General features: G+C 35.5%; 14 protein-coding genes. All 14 read right to left on the bottom strand.

All coding sequences use genetic code 11. From position 1 onward, the window contains the following. Positions 1-362 precede the first annotated feature (362 nt). Entirely contained in the window at positions 363-911 is a 549-nt protein-coding gene (gene hpf, locus QWC74_RS00090) for a ribosome hibernation-promoting factor, HPF/YfiA family (RefSeq protein WP_006784623.1), read from the bottom strand. Positions 912-1,142: 231 nt separating this feature from the next. Beyond that, positions 1,143-1,550: a hypothetical protein gene (locus tag QWC74_RS00095; RefSeq protein ID WP_009606116.1), complete on the bottom strand. Its 408-nt coding sequence runs from the start codon at positions 1,548-1,550 to the stop codon at positions 1,143-1,145. Beyond that, positions 1,531-2,505, bottom strand: coding sequence for a DEAD/DEAH box helicase (locus QWC74_RS00100; RefSeq protein ID WP_331855437.1), 975 nt, complete (start codon positions 2,503-2,505; stop codon positions 1,531-1,533). The genes QWC74_RS00095 and QWC74_RS00100 overlap by 20 nt, the downstream gene beginning before the upstream one ends. A gap of 526 nt (positions 2,506-3,031) precedes the next feature. Next, a complete protein-coding gene (locus QWC74_RS00105) occupies positions 3,032-4,174 on the bottom strand; it encodes a hypothetical protein (RefSeq protein WP_155222965.1) in 1,143 nt (380 codons plus the stop codon). Further along, positions 4,171-4,680, bottom strand: coding sequence for a DUF4365 domain-containing protein (locus tag QWC74_RS00110; protein WP_155222964.1), 510 nt, complete (start codon positions 4,678-4,680; stop codon positions 4,171-4,173). Before QWC74_RS00110 ends, QWC74_RS00105 begins: the two co-directional genes overlap by 4 nt. A gap of 263 nt (positions 4,681-4,943) precedes the next feature. After that, entirely contained in the window at positions 4,944-5,081 is a 138-nt protein-coding gene (locus QWC74_RS00115) for a hypothetical protein (protein WP_155222963.1), read from the bottom strand. Between the two features lie 70 nt (positions 5,082-5,151). Further along, on the bottom strand, positions 5,152-5,943 hold the full coding sequence (locus tag QWC74_RS00120; protein WP_288993761.1) for an N-acetylmuramoyl-L-alanine amidase: 792 nt from the start codon (positions 5,941-5,943) through the stop codon (positions 5,152-5,154). 1 nt (position 5,944) lies between these two features. After that, positions 5,945-6,208: a phage holin family protein gene (locus QWC74_RS00125; RefSeq protein ID WP_155232666.1), complete on the bottom strand. Its 264-nt coding sequence runs from the start codon at positions 6,206-6,208 to the stop codon at positions 5,945-5,947. Then, positions 6,208-6,492 carry a hypothetical protein gene (locus QWC74_RS00130; protein ID WP_155232667.1) on the bottom strand — a complete coding sequence of 95 codons (285 nt, stop codon included), beginning with the start codon at positions 6,490-6,492 and terminating at the stop codon, positions 6,208-6,210. Before QWC74_RS00130 ends, QWC74_RS00125 begins: the two co-directional genes overlap by 1 nt. Before the next feature lie 47 nt (positions 6,493-6,539). Beyond that, on the bottom strand, positions 6,540-11,654 hold the full coding sequence (locus QWC74_RS00135; protein ID WP_288993764.1) for a hypothetical protein: 5,115 nt from the start codon (positions 11,652-11,654) through the stop codon (positions 6,540-6,542). A 12-nt stretch (positions 11,655-11,666) separates the two neighbouring features. Next, positions 11,667-12,026, bottom strand: coding sequence for a DUF6711 family protein (locus QWC74_RS00140; protein ID WP_155223087.1), 360 nt, complete (start codon positions 12,024-12,026; stop codon positions 11,667-11,669). 16 nt (positions 12,027-12,042) lie between these two features. After that, complete coding sequence (locus tag QWC74_RS00145; protein ID WP_155223086.1) at positions 12,043-12,429, bottom strand: hypothetical protein; 387 nt, start codon at positions 12,427-12,429, stop codon at positions 12,043-12,045. Further along, positions 12,416-12,661 carry a hypothetical protein gene (locus QWC74_RS00150; protein ID WP_155223085.1) on the bottom strand — a complete coding sequence of 82 codons (246 nt, stop codon included), beginning with the start codon at positions 12,659-12,661 and terminating at the stop codon, positions 12,416-12,418. Before QWC74_RS00150 ends, QWC74_RS00145 begins: the two co-directional genes overlap by 14 nt. Positions 12,662-12,675: 14 nt before the next feature. Further along, positions 12,676-16,998: a hypothetical protein gene (locus QWC74_RS00155; protein ID WP_155223084.1), complete on the bottom strand. Its 4,323-nt coding sequence runs from the start codon at positions 16,996-16,998 to the stop codon at positions 12,676-12,678. Between the last annotated feature and the right edge of the window lie 28 nt (positions 16,999-17,026).

Below are 17,026 nucleotides of genomic sequence, written 5' to 3' on the forward strand. Positions count from 1 at the left end.
GCTACATACCTTTAAATATAGTATTAAATAAGTGTAAAAAATATCATTTGAAAATAATTTATTAACTTGTATATTGTTTACAATTATTTTATTAACATAATGTTACCACTTTTAAGAGAACATGTACATAAAAAATCACCCCCCCATTTGGGTAATTTACGTACAGAAATATGATTATTTCAACTAATAACATACTTTAATTAATGAAATACATACTAAAATGAGAATACACACCCATTTTATCACTAAAATTAACTTAAAAAGCTGCCTCTGGCAGCTTTTTAAGCATCTTTTTAAATCAAATTTTATATGCACATCAAAGAGACTATCTAATTAGATAGCCTCTAAATTATTATCGAAAATTAATTATTTGTTTCAATGACACCGTACTTACCATCTTTACGACGATAAACCACACATACGGCATCTACTGCCATGTCACGATACACATAGAAATCGTGTCCTAGTAAATCCAATTGCATAATCGCTTCTTCTACATCCATCGGTTTTAAATGAACATTTTTCACTTTATAAGGGACTTCATCCTCCGCTTGATGAGTGACTGGTGTATCATCAACCGTTACAAAGTAATCGCTGATTCCTTCACGTTCACGAATTTTTTTATTAGCTTTTGTTTTATTACGGCGAATTTGTCTTTCTAATTTATCTACAACCAAATCAATTGCTGCATATAAATCATCATTTTCTTCTTCAGCACGTAAAATGAACTGATTTCCTGGAATCGTTACTTCAACTTTTTGGATGACATCATAGATTTTAATGTAAACACGGGCTTCTAAATCTTGATTATTTGGTAAGAAACGTTGTAAGCTACCTACTTTATCCTCAATGTAATTTTTAATAGCCTCTGTTACAACGAAACGATTAGCTCCCCTGATTTGAATTCTCATTAGAATCACTCCTATCTATCTGATGTACCTTTATTATACTACAAACATTTGGAAAAAGAAAGCGTTTTAAAAAACTTGTCTATTTGTGTAACGATTTTTTTATCAGATGTTTGTAGCCCTTGTCGAATCACTCTTATCGAATCATCAAACACTACTTTAAAACACCATTTGTGTCTAAAAGTGACTTATATAATTGTAAGCATTTATAGGCAAAAATATTCCAAAAACCTCTCACAAAATACTAATAAATCCTTCTTGTTCTATTTTTTCAGGTATCATAGATGTTATTTTTATAGTCTTTCCCCCCTCTCCTTTAAACTGTAATGCTTCTAGTAAGATTTCACTTAACTGATCGTCTACATCATAAGCGATTAACTCTTTAATATCTGATTTAAATTTTAGAAGCCCTTGATGAAGTGTTGGAAGTATGACTTCTAATAACACAAAATCACCAAGATTAAGACGTCTTATTAATTCACGCATAAATTCATTATCTTCATACATTTGAAGGGGAAATGCGATTAATTTATTAGGAATCATCTGCTCATGACATCTTTGACAGAGTTTTGGTTCTACATGGGCAAACACCATCGAAAAACTATTAATGACAATTAAATTTTTACAAATGAGGCACTTCATCTTTTAATAGTCCTCGCTCTCTTGCCTTTTTATTCATCATTTTAATTTGCTCCCGGGCATCATCCATTGCTTGAGTTACGCCATAATGAAAAAAGACGATTTCACCATGAGGAAACTTAGGAGAACGCCCGACCCGACCACTAATTTGAACTAATGCACTTTCTTCAAAAACTTCGTGCTCTGCACCTAAAATGGCAACATCAATATCTGCAATCGTCACTCCACGCTCTAAAATCATCGTCGTAATCAAAAACTGTCCATCCCCTTCTTTAAATCGACGAACTTTATCTAACCGATTAGAATCACCCGAATAAACAAATTCAACCTCAATTTTTAGTTGCTTCTTGAGCGCCCTAGCTAACTGATGTCCCGCTTCAATAGTTGGTACAAATAATAAAGCACGTCGTTTCATCTCTATTTTTTGAAACATCCACTTTTTAACTGATAAAGGTAGCCTTTGACGTGAAATCTTCTGCTCAAAATGACCACACCATTTGAATTTTGGAATATCTAATGGATACAAATGATACCGTGCTGGAATGAGACAACACTTTAAATCACCCTTTTTAATCCGTCGTTGATCTTGCTTTGAAGGAGTTGCAGATAAATAAATCGTGGCACACCCTGGCACACAAGCTTTATTGGCAAGCCTTGGCAACATCGCATCAAACGTATAGGGGAAAGCATCCACTTCATCAATAATCAAAAACTCAAACGCCTGATAAAAGCGAATCAACTGATGGGTCGTTGTAATCACGATATCTCCATACTTATCTTTTTCATCTGAACCTCCATGCAATCCAACGACCAAGGCATTAGGAAAAGCCTGACGCAAACGTGGTACTAATTCAACAACGACATCCGCCCTTGGTATCGCCCAACAAACTCGCTTTCCCTCTTTCAACGCACAAGAGATTGATTCAAACATCATTTCTGTTTTACCTGCTCCACAAATAGCTAATCATGAAAACTGAGATAACTAAATCTGACAATTAGCAACATCTATTATTTTTTACTTTCTCAATACCATCATATTCAATAATCAACTAACTTGTTTTTCTTCACCATATTATGTTATTGAAATTAGTGGAATTTTTGGTATAATAAAACTATATTCTGCCGAATATGCTTACTGGTTATGTGGATATTTGTGAAAAAGATCTTATTTATGTAGGGTCTTTTTTATTTTTATTCTCTAAAGAGTTTGTCATGTTTCATCATATTCGCTATAATGTTTTTGTTACATCTTCCTCCCCGTTGAAGATGTATACTACTCTCAATATATAATGACACTTTTTTTCAAAAGAGATACTGGGCCTCCGGTATCTCTTTTCCATTTTTATACTTTACACTCGTTTCTGCAGATAGTAAAATCATGATTGATGAGTGGGGATAGATAAAACAGAGATTTATATATAAGAAAAAGGTAGCAGTGAACTCACTTGCTACCTTTTTTATTCACATTTTCGTTATCAAAATACTCAATTTATCTGGATAAATACTTTTACATCGTCAATAATCCAATTTTTGGTCGTCTTATCTAAAGTTCCCTCTAGTTGAAACTGACAATTAGGATTAATTAATGCTTCACAAGCTTTCACAAAATCATCTCTTTCTAAGTTTAGTTTTGCAGTATGTTTTTTATTATCTCCTGTATATTTAAAGCTTACAAAAACATCTCCACCTTTATCCATACTTGTTACTTTATCTACTTTCACATCGGTTTTAATCGGTTCTCTTTTTTCTTTTTCTAACGCTTTAAACTTAGTGAATACTTTACTGGCTTTATCTATAGTCTGATTGTTAATTGTGACTTTAGGTGATAAATTATTTGGGTAAGGAACTGCGCTAGTCAACTCAAAAGTATATTCTATGCTAAGATCATCTGCAATCCCTTGTAAAGACGCTAATGTTTCGCATATATTCATACTAATTCCTTCCAATTCACATTTTTCAAAAATATCTGAATCTTTAGAAATATCCAATTTATTTAATTGAGTTAAAGTCTTATTAATTCTACTAACTATTTTTCTTTCAAACGGAGGATCAATATCTAAAACTCCATTACAATCATCTAAATTTAAAGTTAATGGCTTAATATCACTCTGTATCTTGGTTTCTAATGAAACTATAAAACTACCTTTTTGAGTTTGTCCAAATCTAAATTTATCCGCAAACTCTTTTGCATGATTACTTACTCGATAATATTTTAATCGACGTTTTTCCTCTATGCTAGCGCTATATATGACCGTATCATATAAAAACGATGTAATACTGTTAGCAACTGAAATCGGAATACTTCCATCCTCATATTCTTCACTTATAAAACGTATCTTGACAATATCCATATTTACATTTTTGATACGTTTAATTATTTCATCATTATCTATATCCTCTAACTCACTCAAAGTCTTAATTGTTGATTGGATACGTAACTCATAATCACGAAAATCTTTACTACAAGGAACGATTACATCAAATTCATCGCCGTCATACATTTTAGTATATACATTAAATTTATCCTTAACCCCCCTATCCTTAACCCAGCCATCTAGTTCAAGGTATTGATACAAATCAACTAATTCAATCTGCAAGCACTGTTTGGAAAACATTTTTGTTATCATATATCTTCACCACCTTCAATTTTTTTTATCAACTCAACAATCTTTTCAGGTGTCAACATTTGATTTACTGGAATTTTAATTCGCACTGTGGACTCATTTTCACTTTCTTTTAGTCCCTTTAAAGAATACCACCATGCACATTTTTTTATCACTGTTTGATCTTTTTCATAAACTACCCACTCATCCTTATTTTTTGGAAGCTCGTACAGTATTAATATTCGAGGAAACATTACATGCGGATCCACTAAATCATTATAATTTTTGGCTAACAAATCATACTTTATATATCCATCATCTGTATATTCTACATTTTCAGTTGATTTTAATTGAAAATCAAAGCCAAATCCTGATTCAACATATCTTCCTCTCCTATTTTTTACCCCTCGAATTGTTCCATCTATTCCAAAATCTTGTTCAGACTTAGAAATAATCATACCACTTTTAGCTGCGAGAACCATTACATAAGCAAAGCTAATCCTCTCTTTTATATGTTCTACTGGTATCATACCCTAATCTCCTTGTTTATATTGTCGAAAAAATTTTTCTTTAAATAAATCTTATATATGCTAATATAAAAAAAGTGTATTTTATGTTATTTTTTGTCGAATAGAGCAAAAAAAAGGCAAAATAAAAAGAGGTAGAAACGGAATCAACCGAATCTACCTTTTTTTGAGTACTCTACATGATTTATGACCTTATAGGCATTGTGCCATTATTATAACATTCTTCATTGATAATTGAAAGAACCCATTATATAATAGTAATGTACTTATTTACTTTTATATTCAAGTCCTTCAATCTTGAATGATTTAAATTCTAATTTATCTACTTTGAAATAGCGTGTTCCAGCACGCTTTTTCTTTTGCTTAAAAATAGATTTAAACCACTGTATTACTAATTCTTTCATCTATTCACCTCACTTTCTTTATCATGAAAGCCACTAAGTCATTGACCTAGTGGCTTTTTTTGTGAGGTTGTTATTTGACGTTAATCCAGACTCCTGTATAGAATTTATCCAATTTCACTTTAATTTGCTCTGCATTTACTCGATCTTGGTATGATCCACAAATCACTCGATACCATGTTTCTCCTTTTAATTGGACTACATCAATCCAAATATCTGTAAAACCTTTTGCTTCTAACTTCGCTTTCACTTCATTCGCTTTATTTTTTCCTAGGTATGAACCTACGACGACTTGGTACCACGTTTCACCGTTTGGTTTAACTACACTTTCTACTGAGGTAGATTCTTCTACTTCTTTTTCATTTTTTAACTGTTCACGACACCAACGGACACGGTCTACAAAGCTTTCCCAACTCTTCTCATCTAATATACGGTGAGGACAATATTTACCTGAAAAGTCTTGATGTTTCTTTAAAGCACTCATTGGGAATCCATAAACATTCATCACTTTAGCGATATACCAAACCGCATTTTCTTCTGCTTGTTTATATTTATCCCCACCACTTAATGAGTAACAAATTTCAAACTGTAAGTAATTACGGTTTCCATCGCCATTTTCTCCATCTCCTGATGCATAACAGCTACGTTCAAATGGCAATCCTTCCACTACCTCTTTATCATCAATGGCGGCATGGAATGAAACCTTATCTTCTCTTCGCTGCATATATGCCACTTCATTTTGAGCTGGTGCATCATTGTAAGTATTATGGACCACAATTCCTTTAGGATCTCGGTAATGCGGACATTTAATAGAATATTTACGTTCGTCTAATTTTACTTTTTTTACGGTTGGCACTTTATTCATCTTATTGTTCCTCCACTTTAATTAAATTTTTAAACATCTGATGTAAGCCTGTTGAAGCTAAGCCACTAAAAAGCCCACCTAAGACGATAGATGGGTTAATGGTATGATTTATCCAAATATTAATTAAAAGCCCTAGAATCGACAAAATCATAGGGATTAGACTATTATCCACTTTAGAAACACTCGTCTTGATGACATACCCCACACACAAACAAATTCCCACAATGACAGGGATGAAATACTCATTTAAAAATGTGATATCCATTAGTTACTCTCTCCTTTCAAATTTGTTTCTTCCTTCACTTCTAAAACACTATCTTTGACCAACTTAATCTCCGATACTAATTCGTCCTTATAAAAGACTAAACCTGCGATTAAGAATCCGTATGCTGGATTATCGACCATGAAATGACCTAATGCTACCCCCATTACAAGCAACATTAAGGCGACATATTGCTTTTTAATCGGCGGTTCCCATTTATTCAGGAATAGCCCTGTTACAATTAGGATCCCTGTTAGGACTACATAATTTGATAATTCTAAATACATTTTTTCATCTCCTTATAATGAAAGGTCACTCATGGAGTGACCTTTTTCTATGCAACATTTAAATACTCTTTGATTTCGTTTAACTCTTTCTGAAGTGCCTTAATCAACTTCTGTTGTTCCTGACACGTCACGACTAACGATGCATTTAAAGCCTCATGATTTAAGTGTGTAGTAATCTTTCCGTATTCATCTTGATACTCTGTTGTAATCAACTCTGAGTATCCACCATATATAGCCGAACAACACTCACCATCATTATCAACGTACACTCCTGTTTTTAAATTCATAACTGAATCAATGGCTTGACTACGCTCATATCCACTACTATAGATTTCATCTTCTCCATCAAAATTCATAGAGAAAGTGGCAGGTGGTGTCTGTGTATTTTGATATAAGGCACCTTTCATAATGACACGTCCTCGACGAGAATCAAAGAACATATTAGTATATCCATAGTTATCTTGGAATCCAAATGAATTCCAACAACGAATAGACATATTATGAAACCCGTATCTATCAGATCTATCATCATTACCTAACAGAAGTTGATTAATACCAACGTCTTGTCCTGGTTTATGAATAAAATTAATCCCACCACACATATCAAGTGTTGCATTTCCATAATTCGCATCTCGTTCGTATCTAGCTCTGAATAACAATGCGGTATCATTTGAATAAACTGAGAAAGTATTTGTATCATACAAACACGCTCTTAAGTCATCACCATTTGTCCCAAAATACCCCATGTGATTGCCATTCCATGAATTATACGCATGGAACTTCCCTTCTGTTAACCGTAATGTTGTAATGTTGTTATTATAGCCGTACAGCCCATTAGAATCTAATCCAATCCCATTAGAACCACGACTACTATTAATAGCCCACATGATGCTATGTCCATTTTGTTGAATGAGAGATGAGAAATCATTTGCATTAACTTTGGTTGCTATCTGATGTGCGTGTTGATCAATTTGAGATTGAGCCTTATTTACTTTACCATCAATCGTCTCAACACTTGTAACTGTTGATGAAATGCGGTTATCAAGTTGGGCAATCTGTGTTCTTGTTTCTTTCTGTGAAGGTTTCCAACACAAATCAGTATTACCCTCCGTAACCATAAAGTCATGAAACCAAACATGCCCATTATTATTACTTTTCCCCATCGCTAAATGAAGTTGGAGTTTTGTGCGATTTCCACTCCAGTACACTAATCTAATTTTCTTCCATCTAGAAACCTCTGGTCCACCGGTATATTGATCATAATCTGCATCTGTCTTATCAAAAACTAACCAATTACCAGCATCGTCCTTAACTACAGCCATTCCTTCTGCGCGATGAGATGCGATATAACCAGTAAATGTATAATCGGTATTGGGCTTAACCTCTATCTCTTGCGTAAACCCACTATCATATCCCTGTGGATGGTTGGATTGAGTGATTAACAACGCTGTTTTCCCCGTCATCGTCCAATCGGTATTTGCGGTTAAAGTGTAATTAACTGAACTTCCATGATCTCTGTACTGCCAGTTATTTAATTCATTGGTGAAGTTACCATTCGATAATAAATTATCAACGGCTAATGAGGTTTCAATTTTAAACACATCAGAGGTAATACTATCTGCTTTCTGCTGAATAGCACTATTCATTTGCAAAGTTGTTGAATAATTTTTTAATTGATTTGCAGTATTAGAATTTGCACTTTGAATCGCTTCTGTTTTAGCCTGATTAATCGTTTGAGAAACAGTTTGAATAATCGCTGAATCTGTAATCTTTTGTTCAGCCTTACTAATACGACTGGTTAAATCGGTAACACGTTCATCTGTATCGGTAATATCGATACACGTACACGAAGCAAGATACCAAACTAAAGGTGCCGATATTGTAGGCGTAGCCCCACTTACGTGGACATGACCGCCATTAAAGAATGTTCCGGTGCTACCGCAAATCACCCGTCTAATATAGGTTTCCCACTTACCCGTCCCTTTGTTGCTTGTTAGCCATTTATCAGAATACCCATCTCCCATACTGTTTGAAGCAGTATTTAATGTGTACCCACTAGGCAACATAGCTACAAATTTTTGAATGAATACCGCATTTGCCCTAGATTGAATGTTTTGATGAAATCCACCTAGATTTGGCGAAGCCGTTCCTTTATGTGTGATTCTAATACAGTGTGTAGAAGTGGTCGGACAATCCGTAGGCTTAGTGATACGTTCAACAACTACATTACCATTCCCAGTATTGTTATACATAACAACACTGTTTCTTCCTGTTCGGAATGCTATATCAGTATAAAGGACTTTCCCTTCATTCATAGATTTAGCGATAGCCGTTGCCGTATCATATTTTGTCGTTGACTCCGTCTTAGTCTCATAAGTACTTGCTACCGATTGAGTAATAGCATTCTTTGTGACGTCGATTGCTGAATCTGTTTGAGCTTTGGTGTATACCTCTGTTTTAACATATACATCTGAAGAATTAGCCTTTGTATCAATAGAGGATTGAATATCTTCAGGAGCTAGCGACCAATCTGTGTCTTTAGTTCCTTTTTCTAATTTCACAAATGCTATATCAATTCCCGCATTTCCTCTATTACATAAATAAATTTGCTCTTTAATCGTTGATTTAGCAGTTATAGTAACTGAAACTCTTACCCAATCAGTAGAAGTTATGTCGATATTTGTAGAATTATAGTTTCCAACATTAAATTTTATAGAGAAATTGGTTGGCGTAGTCGTAACCGCTCGAACTAAAGCAGATACAACATATTCTTCCCCTTCTATGACATCGACTTTTTGAGAAGTTATGAATGTAGATGAACTTCTAATATAATTAATAGTTCCGTCTTTGCTTATTGTAGGTAATCCTGCCCAACTTTCTTGACTACTAAAGTCAGAATTAAGGAATAAATTTCTCCCAACAAACGGAATCGCATCAATCTTCTCATTAACAGTTTCTAAATCAGCCTTTTGTGCTAATTGTTGGGTGTGAGATTGGATGGTTGTTTCAGCAGTTGAGACACTCGCACTCAATCCATTCAGATTTTGTTTTAGCGACACCATTTCACTATTAAAAGCTGTCATCTTTCCTGTATGATCATCAAGGGTCGTTTGTTGCTTTCCGATAGTAGAACTTAAACTTCCGACTGTTTGTTCGAGTTTAGAGTATTCATCTTTCAATTTAACGGTTTGTCCATCTTTAGTAATCGTTGTATCTTGAATTAAGGTATTGATTTTTCCTTGGGCTACATTAATGGCAGTAGTATTACTCTCCGTTTGAGACTTTGTTCCATCAGCTTGTGTTCTTAAAACATTAAAAGCTACTTCTAATGTTTGAGCAACACCGTCCATTTGAACTTTTGAGGCTTTAAGTAGAGATGATCCCTGATTAATGGAACTCACTACGCTATTGATATTTAACTTTGAACCATCAATGTTAGCATTAGTAGAAATCATATCATTACGAATAATGCTATCTTTAATGGCATCCGCTTTTAGTCCACGGGCATCAAACATCAATTTACCACTTGAATCCCACACACTCATGGAATAATCGTTAGACGCATCTTTTCCGATTTGAACACGCACACGATTCGCATCACGAATTTGGATCGTATTATCTTGAATCACTAAATTCCCGCTACTTGATGTAACATTGACCAACGTTGTATCAATTTGACCTGCTTTAATTTTATTCGCATTCACAGACTGAATCATAGCGTCTACAATGACAACCGTATTCCCTTGAATACGATCGAACGTAATTCCACCTACTTGCATATTCTCTGCGGACAAGTGACCACTCACTAAATGTTTAATATCGGCTAAATCCGCATTTAGGATATTAATATTTGCGACTGCTGCATTTAATTCACTAATATCCGCTTTCCCCGCTACTAAGACGTTAAGATTGGCTATATTCGCTTGTAAATCTTGTACGGCAATAGAGCCTGCAATTAATTGATCAATCTCAGCTTCCTTCACATACAATTTCTCTATTTTAGCGAACTCTGCTTCTAACCGTTCCACAGATACTTTCTCAGCAACTAATGTTTTAACCTGGATTAAGTCAGTATATACAGCATTCACTTTCTGCGTTAAAGTCCCTTGAAACGAATACTCCTTTTTCTCCTGACTTTTAGTTGGAGATTTTAACGATAGAATAACATTGTCATAAACCAATGTGTATTGAGTATAGAGTAGTGGAACTGTCACTTTTGACTCTTCCATTTGAAATGACACCATATCTCCTATTTCTAAGCGATAATCTGCGAGTGATATAGACGTTTCAAAACGAGTATACCTCAATTCTTCTAGCTTATTTAAAACCCTTAAAGCCACTTCTCTTTGATTTTTTAAAAGAGGATTACTAAGCGTTAATAATCCCGCCTTTGTGGTATACTCTCCAACTCGGTAATACCCTTCATCTAAAACTTCTCCGTTTTCTCCTGTCTTTTTTTCACCATAATGAACTTCTAAACAAGTAACCTGATAAGTCGATTCATTCAATGTTGGGGTTTTATACTCACGAGGTGTAAAAGTTAAGTGAGTCGTGGTAAGACCAAAGAACTCAATTTTATTATCACGAGCGATTCGAACATTACACCCCATCGCACTAGCTAGATAGTCGAGTATTTCTTTATAGGTTCTTCCCTCTAACTCCTCTGAATAGATAGCCACATTTTGAACCCCTTTGAATTCAATTCCTAGCTGTTGTGACATATCTTGACAAACCGCAGCTGTTGTCTGATGTTTAGCCGATGGAAAATACCCTTTAGAAGCTAGTTTATACATATAATCGTAACATTTTACTTTACGTTCCATGCCCTTAATCTCTGAATCGTATAAATAAAATCTTTGAAACGGAAGGTAGACGATTTCATAATTTCCCCCGTTCTCTACTTCTAATCCCACCTCAATATCAACATAACTAGATGATGTCATCTCAAATTCTTTCTTTGTATAAAATTCAAGAGATGACGTAAGGGCATATCCAACATGGTACTCTTCAAAGCCTCCATCTGTTGTAATAACCATTTGTGACTTTAGCTGATTAAGAAGAACTACCTTATCATCGATTTTAATTCGATACGCTAATTTCCGATTATCATCCCTCATGGCCTCTTCAAACTTATCTTTTTGTTCTGCCGTAACTTGTATCACCTTCATCCCCTCCTATCGCTCAACTAAAGAAAAGGAGAATCCTGAATTATATCTCATTTCACCATTAATGTACGAATAAATCGGAACTGATTTTTCAGCCACGTAAAATTCTGATGTGATAAACTTCCCCTCTTCAGGAGAAAAATAAGTCACGGGAAAAAAGGTCGGTTTAATGGCTTTTAGAATCCGTGACATTTCTTGGACACTGATCGTATTCCATTCTAAATTGAGACTCACTTTAGTCGCTAACTTATTCCGCATCATGCTTCCGTCCATCGCACGTCCTGAATCATAGTCTAAATCTTGATAGATGATGGTGCAGGCACTTGGAGTAAAGTCCTGTCCACTCATCGTAATAAAAGCCTGTCCCATTCACTCACGCTCCTTTTTAACCTTTAATCATAAATTCGATTTTCTCTAATTCAGATGGTGAAATTGAAATCTCTGCTTTAAATAAATCATGAGTTGAAATGGGTTCAATTTTAAGATTTACCTTTAATTCTAATAACTCCCGAATCTCCTCCATCCATTTCTCGTGGCAACCTTCTTTAAAAATGATATTCCCCATCTCATCCGCCTTTGGCATCCCCTGCTCATCTTTTTCTGCATATTGTCGCAATAGTTTATTTCGGGTCTCATTATAACTTCCTAATGATTGATCCACTTCTTTAATATTTTTGGCCAAAATAAAAGCTACCTTAACGGGTAGCTCTAATTGATTTAACTTACTTAAAACTGGAATACTATTAACTAACGTTTGATTACTTAATTTCATTGATTTGCCCTCCTAATTCATCTTCTAATTGATAAAACATGTCTTTAAACTGGTCCATATCTTTTCGTACTTGAGTTTTATTAGCCTCATACAACTCTTTATTCGCAATACTTTGATTGACATTACTTGATCCATTTCCATCCGTTGAAATCGTCGCATTTAAATAAGCAACAGGCTGTCCCTCAATCTTTGACACCCCATTTAACGTCATACTTTTCACAATCTCTAACATGTTAATCTTCCTTTCTATATCCAATCGGTTTTTAATGATCCAGTTCGTGCTAATTCTTCCGCACTTTCAAATATTCCCTTGGCGACTTCTCGCCCATTCATTTCTAAAACAATCGGTCCGCATTGCCCACGATTTGATTGAATAGCTCTTAACAATTGCTGATTCTGTCTATCAAAATTCGTCTGCATTTGTTTCCATAACACATCAAGAGGTAAAACTGCCTCTGCGTTATTCCCAACTCCGTTATGGGCATCTCCGACACCAATTAAGGTGCGGCTTGGGAAAATCCCTCCGCTTGAATACCAATTAACATGGAATTTCGGCACGGTTTTCTTTTCAAAATCCCAATTCCCACTCACCGATAAGTGAGGCATTTTCAAATGAGGCACAGGGAACGTAAAGTTCATCGCTCGTTTCATTTGATCCGCAAAATATCGAACATCATTCAACATATCATTAAACTTGCTCCATAACCTAGAGGCCATTTGTTCCAAATTTTGATTAAAATGATTTTTAAACTGAGTAGACTCCGACTGAATCGTATTTCGCATCACACTTAATTGATCTTTAACATTTTGATTCATAGAAGTTAATTTCCCTTGTATCAAAGTCGATAACTGATTAAAAATCTCTGTGACTGAGGTTTTCATCTGATTAAAGCGATCCACGACTGTTTTGGCCAATGACTGCATTTCTGTTGTCACTTGTTTCTTAGCTTTCGTAAACTCTAGCGAAATTTTACTTCCAATTCCATTCCATGCCTTCGGAATACTTGTAGCTATTTTATCTGATTGAGTTAAGAAATCACTTAACGATTCCTTCGTTTCTTCTAACTTCTCTTCTACTGATTCTAAAGCAGTTATTTGAGCCTCTGTTGAATTTTCATAAGCTTTCGTTTGAGCTTCTGTGGCTTGTTGTTGAGCATCCGTAACACTTTCAATTCCTTGAATCGTATCTTGTGTTTTTTCCTGCTCCTTTTGAATAATCATCGTATTAATATCTTCTAACATCTGTCTGCGACTATTTTCAGATAATTCAGTATTGGTTAAAATCTTTTCTCGTTGTTGCTTCAAGGCTTCTAATTCTTGTTGATAAACTCCTTCTACCTTCGCTAAGTGTTCATCAATTAAACGATCTTTCTCTTGGGCGGTTAAGGTTTCATTACTCATAATATTCGCACTATATGAAGCGTGTTTTGCCATGAGTTGGTCGTAAGTCAAATGGTTGTAATTTAACCAATCATCATTAATTCCCTTAATATAGCCATATGTTTCATAGAAAATATTTTTTTCGTTATCCGATAATTTTTGATAAGAGTATAAAATCTCTGCGGTGTAAGTTCCACTATCGGCACTCATTTCTTGAAGGACCTCTTGGTTTCCTGTTGCCAAAGCATCTAAATAATTTTTGGCTGTTTGACTCATCATGCCAAACTTCTCATTGAACATGGATTCAGCTTCAGATAAATCGTTGGCTAATTTCCCTGCATCAAATCCAATCGAAGCAAAATGTTGATTGATTTTACTTGCCACCGTTCCGAAGCGATCAGATGTGGTTTCAATTTCTGTTGTCGTTTCTTCAAACGTGTCACCCATTGTTTCAATAGATTCAGTCGTTTCATCAAAGGCGTCTGAAACGTTATTATCATCCTTCCATCCAAAGAAGGATTTAATTCCATTCCAAACCCAGCCGAGCTTTTCACTTAACCATTCTGAAATCTTACTCCACCATCCAAATTTATTTCCAATCGCAACAACAAGCCCAATTAAAACCCCAATTCCCGCTACAATGAGTGTAATTGGAGAAGTCAAAATAGCTAATGCCACATTTAAAGCAGTTGTAGCGACCGTAGCGGCAGTTGTAGCAATCGTCGAAAGATTTAAAGATGTAATCCATGAGATAAAACTCGTAATCGCACTCTTTATATTCCCTACTACCCCTAAAAGAGAAGTCTTTAAACTTGTTAAAGCGGCCACCATCTTACTTTTAATTACAGCGGATACTGTCGCAACTGTCAATTGAAGAGACACAAGCCTATCTTTGAAATTGGTAATTGCTGCTTTAACGCTTCCTTTAATGATACCCACCCATTCACCAAAAGAATGAGATTTTAGAGTCGTATTGAATAACTTAAGCTTTGTGATAGCAGCTGTCACACCATTTGCTAGCGTTGTTCCTATCGCTTTAGTAAATTTCAAGGTATCAACAATCGTACTTTCTAACTTGACAGCCAAATCGAATAAATGCTCACTTAGCCCCTTGATTAATCCTTTCGCCACATTAAGAACTTTCTGACTTGCCCAAGCTAACATAAAAGCACTAATCAATGGCGTTAATTTTTCAATTACCACCAAGACAGCTTTCAACACTCCTGCTAAAACATTTAAAGTCGTCGCAACTGTGCTTAACATCACTTGTCCTGCCCATGAATTAAAGAAGGTTGTTACCCATTGAATACAAGTGGCTAAAACATTCGTTAGGGTGGTTCCTATGAGCATGACAATATCACCCATGACATTAAGGAACGCTTGACCGCCATGATTCACAAAGGTCGCAAACCATCCACTAATAGATTTCACAAACTTCTCACAAGATTGAACTAAAGTATTTAAGGCTTCTAAGAAATTTTTAGTGTATTGGTTCGTAGCTGGATTTAAATAATCAAATAAGTTGGCCACCACTTGTGTCACTTGCGCCGAAATATCTAAGAAAGTACCTACAATCGCACTTGTTAATGCCCCTGTATTTCGGACCAATTCTTCAAGTCCGTTATTCCACGCTCCCACTAAGAACGTTTCAATCGACTGACCTAAATTCTGAAAGGATTTTTTCAAATTTTCTAAGGCTTTATTCACATAGCCTATATTTTGATTAAATCCTTTTTTAAACGTTTCAGTGATCTTTACAATAGCCTCTGCCACACGATTCATCCATCCGACTAATTGACTTTCTTGCTCCTCTAATGAGCTAGATAAATCAAAACTTGGCGTTGTACCTACACTTCCTGATGTTCCTGTTTCTTGACTAGAACTTGAAGTGGAAGAAAGATTATTAATCGTGTCAATCCCCAGTAAACCTTTCGCCAATTTCCCTGCCTCTTTAGCAGCTTGACTCGCACTCTCCCCAATGCCTTCCACACTGTTGGCCACCTCTTGGATAGCTCCTGATGTTTCTAAGATTCCACCTGTCCCACCAAATAACCCGCTCATATCAAATCCTAACAGTGACATAAGTCCTGTCGTGAATGTGGCGATACTTTCTAATACAGAACTTAAGGCTAAGGTTAATTGGTTTAAAATCGGTAAAACCACGACTAGGATAGGTTGAAAACATTTCCCTAACGCAATGGATAGCTTATTGAGGTTATTCGTAAAAATACGTGCTTGATTGGCAGGGGAGTTAATCGTTCTTGCTAAGTCTCCATGTGCCGCTGATGTTTTATCCATCATCAACCCATAACGTGCTAACGTCTTATCTGCAATACTTAACTCTGCCCCAACTCTGGCGATTCCATTCGCATAAGCATATTCTTTAATCGTAGTTTCATTGATGATTGCACCATACTTACTAAAGACCTCTCCACTACCACTTAGAACTGATTTGATGTCACTAAAAACATCTGCTGAACTCATGTTATAAAAAGAAGCCATATCTTGAGATAACATCCCTAAATCTTGGGCTAGCTGTTGTGCCTGTGTTGAGGTTAAATCCAGGTTCTTCGCCATATTAAATAAGGTCGCAGTCGTATTCTGCATTTCCACCTGATTAACACCTAATGTATCTGATAAATCAGTAATCCATGCATTCACTTCCGATGCACGGTGTCCCCAAACAGTCGCAAATAAAGAAGCTGTTTCAGTTGCTTCATTCGCATTCTGAATAGCCGTCTTCAATGTTCCAAAGGCGGCAACCGCAGATAAAATCCCTGCTAAATATCGTGAGGTGAGCGCGCCTGTTCGTCCTGAACTTGAACGAGGTTCGCTTTGTTGTGGAAATGACTTAGGTTTAGATTGATTAGAACTAGGTTGAGTGGCTGGCATCATATTCGCTAACATCTTTTTTACTTTAGTTATCTGTTGTTTTGCGATTTCTGTCATTCGCTTAAAACCTGATTGAGAACCTTTTGAAACCTCTTCAGTGATTCCAAGTCCCATTTTCTCCATCTGTTGACTAACTGCTTCTATAGCTTTACGAGCAGTGGGGCCTAGCTGATTAAAAGCCTTATTCGTTTGTTTACTAACATTTTTAGCTGACTTTTTAGCCACTTCCTCTAACTGATCTACCTCAGTATGGTCAACCTTCACTTTAATATTAACCGGCTGTTGTCCCTCACTCATGTTCTCACATCCTTTCTTTTTAAAATAA

Source organism: uncultured Turicibacter sp. (assembly GCF_938044715.1).
Taxonomy (GTDB): domain Bacteria; phylum Bacillota_I; class Bacilli_A; order MOL361; family Turicibacteraceae; genus Turicibacter; species Turicibacter sanguinis.

What these genes read in the sequence shown, in the direction of transcription:
- hpf (WP_006784623.1), bottom strand. Translation starts at nt 911, where the DNA reads ATGAGAATTCAAATCAGGGGAGCTAATCGTTTCGTTGTAACAGAGGCT.
- QWC74_RS00095 (WP_009606116.1), bottom strand. Translation starts at nt 1,550, where the DNA reads ATGAAGTGCCTCATTTGTAAAAATTTAATTGTCATTAATAGTTTTTCG.
- QWC74_RS00105 (WP_155222965.1), bottom strand. Translation starts at nt 4,174, where the DNA reads ATGATAACAAAAATGTTTTCCAAACAGTGCTTGCAGATTGAATTAGTT.
- QWC74_RS00110 (WP_155222964.1), bottom strand. Translation starts at nt 4,680, where the DNA reads ATGATACCAGTAGAACATATAAAAGAGAGGATTAGCTTTGCTTATGTA.
- QWC74_RS00115 (WP_155222963.1), bottom strand. Translation starts at nt 5,081, where the DNA reads ATGAAAGAATTAGTAATACAGTGGTTTAAATCTATTTTTAAGCAAAAG.
- QWC74_RS00120 (WP_288993761.1), bottom strand. Translation starts at nt 5,943, where the DNA reads ATGAATAAAGTGCCAACCGTAAAAAAAGTAAAATTAGACGAACGTAAA.
- QWC74_RS00125 (WP_155232666.1), bottom strand. Translation starts at nt 6,208, where the DNA reads ATGGATATCACATTTTTAAATGAGTATTTCATCCCTGTCATTGTGGGA.
- QWC74_RS00130 (WP_155232667.1), bottom strand. Translation starts at nt 6,492, where the DNA reads ATGTATTTAGAATTATCAAATTATGTAGTCCTAACAGGGATCCTAATT.
- QWC74_RS00140 (WP_155223087.1), bottom strand. Translation starts at nt 12,026, where the DNA reads ATGGGACAGGCTTTTATTACGATGAGTGGACAGGACTTTACTCCAAGT.
- QWC74_RS00145 (WP_155223086.1), bottom strand. Translation starts at nt 12,429, where the DNA reads ATGAAATTAAGTAATCAAACGTTAGTTAATAGTATTCCAGTTTTAAGT.
- QWC74_RS00150 (WP_155223085.1), bottom strand. Translation starts at nt 12,661, where the DNA reads ATGTTAGAGATTGTGAAAAGTATGACGTTAAATGGGGTGTCAAAGATT.
- QWC74_RS00155 (WP_155223084.1), bottom strand. Translation starts at nt 16,998, where the DNA reads ATGAGTGAGGGACAACAGCCGGTTAATATTAAAGTGAAGGTTGACCAT.